Genomic DNA, 6,241 nt, shown 5'->3' with positions numbered 1-6,241 from the left:
CACCTCGACGAGCAGTACGGCGGTCAGGGCGGCGGCATTGACCACCTCGCGGCCGCACCCGCGCAAACGACTAGGCACCCTCCGGAATCATGAGGCCGCAAACGATGTGTGCGGCCTGGACGGCCACACGATGGGTGCGGACTCGAACCCGAAGGTCTTGCCTGCCCCAGCCGGCGGGTGCGCGCGAGTGCACCGTTTCCCATTCAGCACACGCGCGTTCGGACCGCAGTGACCGACTCGGCGCCTCCGACGCACATGGCGGCACTGTTGAAGGGAGTGTCGGATGTTTGGGAGTCGGCAGCTGTCGCGGGAGACCGGTTTGGCCGATCGCTGCGGCTAGCGGGGCGCGGAGTGCGCGTGAGCCGGGGATGCGGCCGACAGGTGCTACCGGACTGAATCGGCCTACCCGGTCCACTTTGGCGCGGGACGTGTACCCCTTCCTAGCCGCTCTGCTGGTAGTGACCACTGCCTGGCTCACCGCTCGCCCCACACTTTCGCTCCCGTCGCCCAACCCTTCGACATCGCACCAGCCGCAAACCCGTTGCCTCGGCCGCGCCGACCTACACACAGGAGAACGCTCATGACTTCCGTTCAGGGCCCCCGTCCCCGCGCGGGTGTTATCGGTCTCGGCACGGTCGGTGGAGGCGTCGCGATCAGCCTCGCGCGAAACGGCATGGCACCGGTCGCTGTCTGTGATGTTTGGCCGGAAGCCTCTGCCGCTCACGCGGGGATTTCTGCGCTGGTCGCATCTCCCGCCGCTGTCGCCGCTGTCGCCGACGTGGTGCTCCTCGCCGTTGCGGACGCGGTACAAGCACGCGACATACTTGACGGCACACACGGGCTGCTGTCCGCTGCACACGACGGACTCACGGCAGTGCTCCTGTCCACGGTGTCCATCGAAGCGGTGTACGAGCTCGCCGACCTGTGCGCGTCGCGCGGCGTCGCCCTTCTCGACGGAGGGGTCATGAGGGAAGGGCACGCGGCCGAGAACGGACTCGTTGTCATGCTCGGCGGACCCGACGACGTCGTCGACAGAGCCCTGCCGGTTCTCGGGGCATTCGCCAAGGCAGTCGTTCATTGCGGGCCGCTCGGGACTGGGATGGTCACCAAGCTCGCGCGCAACGCGATCATCTACGGCCATTGGGCCGTCGTCTACGAGGCCGCCGCAATGGCTCGAGCAAGTGGTGTCGCGCTCGAACACCTGCTCACCGTGGTCGCCGAGAGAGACGACGCAGGATCGGACCCGCTAAGCCTGCTTCGAGGTGTCCAGGCGAATGTTCCGATCGCCGCGAATCGTGTCGCGGCCACCGTTCGTCAGGCCGATAGGGACCTCGCCGCAGCGCAGGCGTTGGCCGCCCACGAGGGCCTGGAGACCCCAATCCTGGACCGAGTGCGTTCCGCCATGGACGCTGTGTTCTCCGGGCGGCTCGCCGAGGCGCTCCCCGACGAGCCCCGCGCGCGGGGCCTGGCAATGATGGACCGTGCCTATGGGAAGGGCTTCAGTGCGAGGATCCCGGAGGGCAGCACTGTTCCCTTCATCGAGCAGACGATCGACCAGTTGCTCGCTGAGGTGTGGGCGCGCCCTTACCTGCCCCGACGCGACCGGCGGCTGTTCACACTGGGCATCACCGCGATGCTCGGTCGAGCGGACCTACTGGAGGTGCAACTGCGCGGGGCCCTCGTCAACGGCGAGCTCACCGTGGCCCAGCTGCGGGAGCTCGTGCTCCACGGCAGTTACTACGCAGGCTGGGGCAACGGGACAGTGTTGCAAACCGTCGTCGAAGACCTCATCGCCGAATCTCCACCGGCGTCCTGATGAACCCAATCCGCCGCCAGCACATGCCATGCCTTCGGAGGTCCCCGTATGTTCAACGAGCCGCTCGTCGGCTGTCGGGCCGACATCAATGTGCTCAATCTCCCGAGCGCGGGTGCGGATAGCTGGAAATGATCCCCCCGGTTTCTGGCAGGTGATCCACGACTTTCTGGTTCGGCTCAGTCGCGCTCAAGGCGTTGCGAAGCATCCGCGTCTTCCACGGCGATCGCGCCAATCGCCGGTTCCTGCAGATGCTCGTGTCGACAGTCGCAATCGCGTTCATCGTGAAGGTGTACGACTATCCGCCGCTGGGCACGGCAGTCCGACGTATCCCAGACGGGTCCTCCGCCGACGGCGCAGAAGGTCAGCAAGCGGACGCCTCAACGGCAGACATCGCCGAACATCCGCGCAACGACACGCCACGGAACAGAGTGATTACGCGGTAGGGCGGTACGCCGTCGCTGCTCTCCCCAGCGGTCAGAGCAGCAACGGCCATGTCACTACCGGCGAACGACGCATCGACCTTGAGATGGCCGCACACAAGAAGCAGATGAGACGTTCAGGCGACGGTGCCAATCTCCGAGCAGTTGTTCGCTGCGGGCTACGCCGCGTGCTTTCGCTCCGCGTTGAGGACCAGTCACCCGCCACGTGAAAACTCGACGTTGCCGACTCGACGGTTCGCGCGGCCGCCGATATCGGACGCGTCAAGGCGGGCGCGTTCGGACTCGCGGTGAACCTCGAAGGCGACATCCCGCCCGCAGATCCAGCGACCGCGCAAGAGGCCTTTTCGAAGCTACGCACCTAGTGCGCCCATGCTCGAACGGCGCGCGCGGGAACATCTTCTACACCTCACCATCCCAGGGCAGTGAGCCTTCCGCTCCACGGTCACGTCGACCTTCAATCAAAGGAGAACAATGAGCAGCAAGCACCATTCCCCTGACGCGGTCACCGACGGACTGCGTGCAGGGGTCATCGGCCTGGGAATGATCGGCGGGAGCGTCGCGCGCGCGCTCGTCGCGCGCAATCGCCCCCTCGCCGTCTACGACGTGCGCCAGGACGCGTCCGCGTCCCTGCCCGGCGTGCCAGCCCAGCTGAGCTCCCCGGCCAAGGTCGCTGGCGTAAGCGACGTCGTATTTGTCGCCGTCGTGGACGCGAACCAGGCGCGTTCCGCCCTCCAAGGCCCCGACGGCATCCTCTCGGCCGCACCTGCGGGGATGGTCGTCGTACTCATGTCGACTGTGTCGCTGGAAGCCGTCCGCGAGCTCGCCGCACTGTGCGCGACGGCAGACGTGACGCTTCTGGATTGTGGGGTGACCACTACGACCATCGACCCCACACGCAAGATCGTGGCCATGCTCGGAGGAGACGAGACCACCGTCGCCCGCGTGCTTCCCGTGCTCGACGACGCGGCCGCAGGCGTGGTGTACTGCGGGCCCCTCGGCGCGGGCATGGCGACGAAGATCGCGCGGAACGTCATCACGTACGGTAGCTGGCGCGTCGTCGACGAGGCCTCGCGACTGCTCGAAGCCTATGGCGCATCGCCCAGGAACCTAATCGAAGTGATATCGACGTCGGATCCCACCGGACGGACACTCCTCACGCCGCTGGGGCTCCGCGACGGGGAAGAGGCGATGACACCCGAGCGCATCGCCTACATCATGGGCCTGCTCCACAAGGACCTGGCGGCAGCGCGCGATCTCGCCACTGAAGTGGGCGTAGCCCTCCCGCTCACCGAGCTCACTGACGCAACGGCCGAGCAGATTTTCGACTTCGCGAAGACAAGCAGATAGCGACCATGATTGCGTGCCGACGGGATGCGGGGCGTCGACGGGGCCGGTGTCGTTGGCGTCCTGCGACGATGCGTGGCGCACGAGGCGAGGTCGGAGAGAAGGCGCGGGAGGCTACGCCAACTCTTTTGCGGGAGGCGAAGGCCGGCACGGCAGCGACGCGCGGCGCGACCCGCACGACGCGGCGGCTCACGTTAGGGCCTCGCGGGCGACGGTGAGCCACGGCTGCAAGTAGAAGATCTTGGGGATTTACGAGGCACCCTGCCAGGTAACGCCGGCTCCTACATCGACACGACTGCGTGGGTCGGCGAACGCTGCGGAGGTGATGCTTCCGTCCACAGGGGTGTCGGCGATGGCGGAAGCATCACCCCAGGCTATGGCTGCCGCGGTGGCCAGTGTGCCCAAGCCTCTGTGCCGTGGAAGGTCTGGCGCGACGGGCATCCTCGCGGAGCTGGCACTGGACGCGACGTATGGTCATCTCGCCGGGTTCGGGTCTTGACCGGCTGGGGCGCTAGGTCAGCCCCTGCTCGGGGCGAGGGCGCGCGGGACGGTCACACTGCCAGCGTCGAGCCTGTGGAGAGTCGATGCTGACCTCGCCTTCCAGCCTGTGCGGGGATGACACGGCCTGCTCCATCGTGATGGCTGCCGGACCACATGAGAGAAGTGTCGATAACGCAGGCATACATGGCCCGATCAACCGCGATCCCGCAGGCATCTGACGTTGCGGTGCTCCGCTCCTCGTAGGAACCCTGGCAACATCGCCGGGGGGCGCCCACCGGGCCGTCGCCAACAGGGTGCAGCTACGGCAGGCGGCCGACGCCGACCAGACAGGAGCTGGTCGGTGGGCTGTCGGTGAAGTCGGTCGGGTCCCCTGGGGCGGCACGCCATTGCGGTAGCCAGACCAGACCGGGTTCGACCATCTCCAGCTCGGTGAAGAACTGGGCGATCTGGGTCCGGGTGCGCGGCTGGAACGGGGTGGTGGTCTGCTGCTTGTAGGTGTTCTCCACGAACTCCAGGTCGCTGTCGTCGATATCCTGGCCATCGATCGAGACGTGCGACGCAACCAGGTAGCTGCCGGGCGCTAGCGTCGCGAGCAGGTCGGCAACCGCCTTGTTGGCCTGGGCATCGTCGGGGACAAAATGCAAGACCGCGTTGAGGAGCACAGCGATAGGCTGGCTGAAGTCGAGCAGACTGCGCACCTTGCGGTGGGCCAGGATCGTCTGGGGGTCGCGGAGGTCGCCGAGGATCGCGGTGGTGCAGTCGGTGGTGTCGAGAATCTCCAGGCTCTCTGAGACGGCAACCGGATCGATGTCGACATATACCACCCGGGCATTCGGGGTTACTTCCGCCGCGACCTCGTGGACATTGCCTTCGGTCGGGATGCCGGATCCGATGTCGAGGAACTGGTGCACGCCAGCATCTGCGACGTATCGCACCGCGCGGCGCAGAAATGCGCGATTGTTCCGCGCCAGGGCCGCGGTCAGCGGAAACCGTTCTGCGATGTTCTTGGCGGCGTCCCGGTCGGCCGGGAAGTTGTGTGTGCCGCCGAGGAAGTAGTCGTAGATCCTGGCCGAGGTCGCTGGCTTCAACTCGGCCGCGTCTGCCGAACCACCCACGATGTCTTCCTTTGCGCGTCGGGCCATGAACCAGTCGTTTGGTGGGGCCGGGCCGGGGGATTGATACCTGCGCAACTGGACTCGGTCAGCCACAGGTCCGCGGAGGAGGTACCGTCCTTCGAACGCCCAGCAGGCCATTGACCACCTGTCCCAGCGTGCGGAAGGCGTCACTCCTCGAATCGCACTTGCCGGCCTGCTGCCCTGACCCCTTGGCCACGTATTACGTCACCAGCGACGGTGCGTTGGTCTCGAAGCGATGGCTTCGGCCGCCATGTCCATGCCGCATTGCATCCAGGCTCCGGGTCGCGGTGCTGCGGGAAGCCAGCTTGGTCGTGCCCGGCGCCGTCCCCTGGCATCACCACCCGGGCCCGCGCATCACCGCGCGAGCGATCCGATGCGCTGCGCGCCGCCGCTGCCCGTGTGGGCGTGAGCAACCGCCGCGCCCGCTGGGTCCGGAGTGTCGTTGTCGGCAGGCACCCTCCTCACGCTGCTCGGCCCGGCGACCACGGCGACGACGATGGTCGTTCACTGGCAGCCGGGCTGCTGCCCGGTCTTGACGACCTGACCGTCGGGTAGGTCGCCGACGTCTACCGCACCGTCGAGGTCGTGCCCGAAGGTGCAGGTCCTGCGCCGGGCTCCCGTGGCGGGAGCCCTACCACACCAGGTTTCCCGACGCTGATCGCAGCCTGCCCTGGCCCGGCGCGATCAGCCCTGGCCCATGGCGGCGCTGCTGGGGGTCGCCGCGGGTTCGACGTGAGGGTTGACACCCATTCTGGTTGGGGATCGACACGGATATCGGAGGTGGTGTGGTGGGATGGCGGCGGTGTACACATCGGCGTGTCACCGTTGTGGTATGGACGGCTGGCTGATCATTTGGCTGATTGTCGGTGCCGCCCTGGTCGTGGTGGAGTTGTCTACGACCACCTTCGTCCTGCTGATGGTCGCGTTCGGGGCGTTCGCCGCCGCGGGTGCCGCCGCCCTCGGCGCGAACGAGGCGGTGCAGGCCATCGTGTTCGCGGTGACGA

At 67.0% G+C, this 6,241-nt stretch carries 3 protein-coding genes and 1 pseudogene; 3 read left to right on the top strand and 1 reads right to left on the bottom strand.

The window, feature by feature from the left end:
* Positions 1–580 precede the first annotated feature (580 nt).
* Both ABZS66_RS59910 and ABZS66_RS59905 read left to right on the top strand, forming a co-directional pair.
* Complete coding sequence (locus ABZS66_RS59910; RefSeq protein WP_354773662.1) at positions 581–1,816, top strand: NAD(P)-binding domain-containing protein; 1,236 nt, start codon at positions 581–583, stop codon at positions 1,814–1,816.
* Between the two features lie 911 nt (positions 1,817–2,727).
* Entirely contained in the window at positions 2,728–3,603 is an 876-nt protein-coding gene (locus tag ABZS66_RS59905) for an NAD(P)-binding domain-containing protein (RefSeq protein ID WP_354773660.1), read from the top strand.
* A 797-nt stretch (positions 3,604–4,400) separates the two neighbouring features.
* On the opposite strand, the gene ABZS66_RS59900 is transcribed toward ABZS66_RS59905, so the two are convergent.
* Entirely contained in the window at positions 4,401–5,243 is an 843-nt protein-coding gene (locus ABZS66_RS59900; RefSeq protein ID WP_354773658.1) for an SAM-dependent methyltransferase, read from the bottom strand.
* Positions 5,244–6,069: 826 nt separating this feature from the next.
* Between ABZS66_RS59900 and ABZS66_RS59895 the strand changes: the two are divergent.
* Positions 6,070–6,241, top strand: a pseudogene (locus ABZS66_RS59895) (NfeD family protein); the annotation flags it as partial.

It is taken from the genome of Dactylosporangium sp. NPDC005572, from assembly GCF_040605515.1.
GTDB lineage: Bacteria > Actinomycetota > Actinomycetes > Mycobacteriales > Micromonosporaceae > Dactylosporangium.
Note: the sequence above shows the minus strand (reverse complement) of the source record. Positions and strands in the feature narration are given on the sequence as shown.

What these genes read in the sequence shown, in the direction of transcription:
- ABZS66_RS59905 (WP_354773660.1), top strand. Translation starts at nt 2,728, where the DNA reads ATGAGCAGCAAGCACCATTCCCCTGACGCGGTCACCGACGGACTGCGT.
- ABZS66_RS59900 (WP_354773658.1), bottom strand. Translation starts at nt 5,243, where the DNA reads ATGGCCCGACGCGCAAAGGAAGACATCGTGGGTGGTTCGGCAGACGCG.
- ABZS66_RS59910 (WP_354773662.1), top strand. Translation starts at nt 581, where the DNA reads ATGACTTCCGTTCAGGGCCCCCGTCCCCGCGCGGGTGTTATCGGTCTC.